Here is a 454-nt window from a genome sequence, read left to right as displayed (position 1 = left end):
TTTTCTACCCCCATAGTGTCCAGTTTTAGTTTACCACTTCAGGATTTTTTGTGAAACAGAGCTTCCCCCTTAGGGGGAAGTGGCCCAGGGGGCCGATAGGGGAAACTGCTGGTAACTGCTTTACGGCTCAATGAAATGCGAAACTGAAGGTATCGTTTTCATCGAGCCAATACAATGCTTCGAGCAGCCGCCCCTTCCGACAGCCTGCGGCTGCCACCTTCCCCAGAGGGGAAGGCTGCGCATCTTGTACAGCTCGTGTGTTTACCGAAGGCTGCGAGCCCAAAGCCTTCCCCGTTGGGGAAGGGGGACCGCGTCAGCGGTGGATGAGGTCCGTGCGCGTAGAAGGCTTGGCGTCCCCTTTGGGGAAGCTGTCAGCGCAGCTGACTGAAGGGGTGACAGCTCGCAGCAGCTTGCCGTTTCCGCCCATGGACCCCTTTCGGCCCTGCGGGCCACT

This window comes from Mitsuokella sp. AF21-1AC, assembly GCF_003458855.1.
GTDB lineage: Bacteria > Bacillota > Negativicutes > Selenomonadales > Selenomonadaceae > Mitsuokella.
This window is presented reverse-complemented; position numbering follows the sequence as displayed.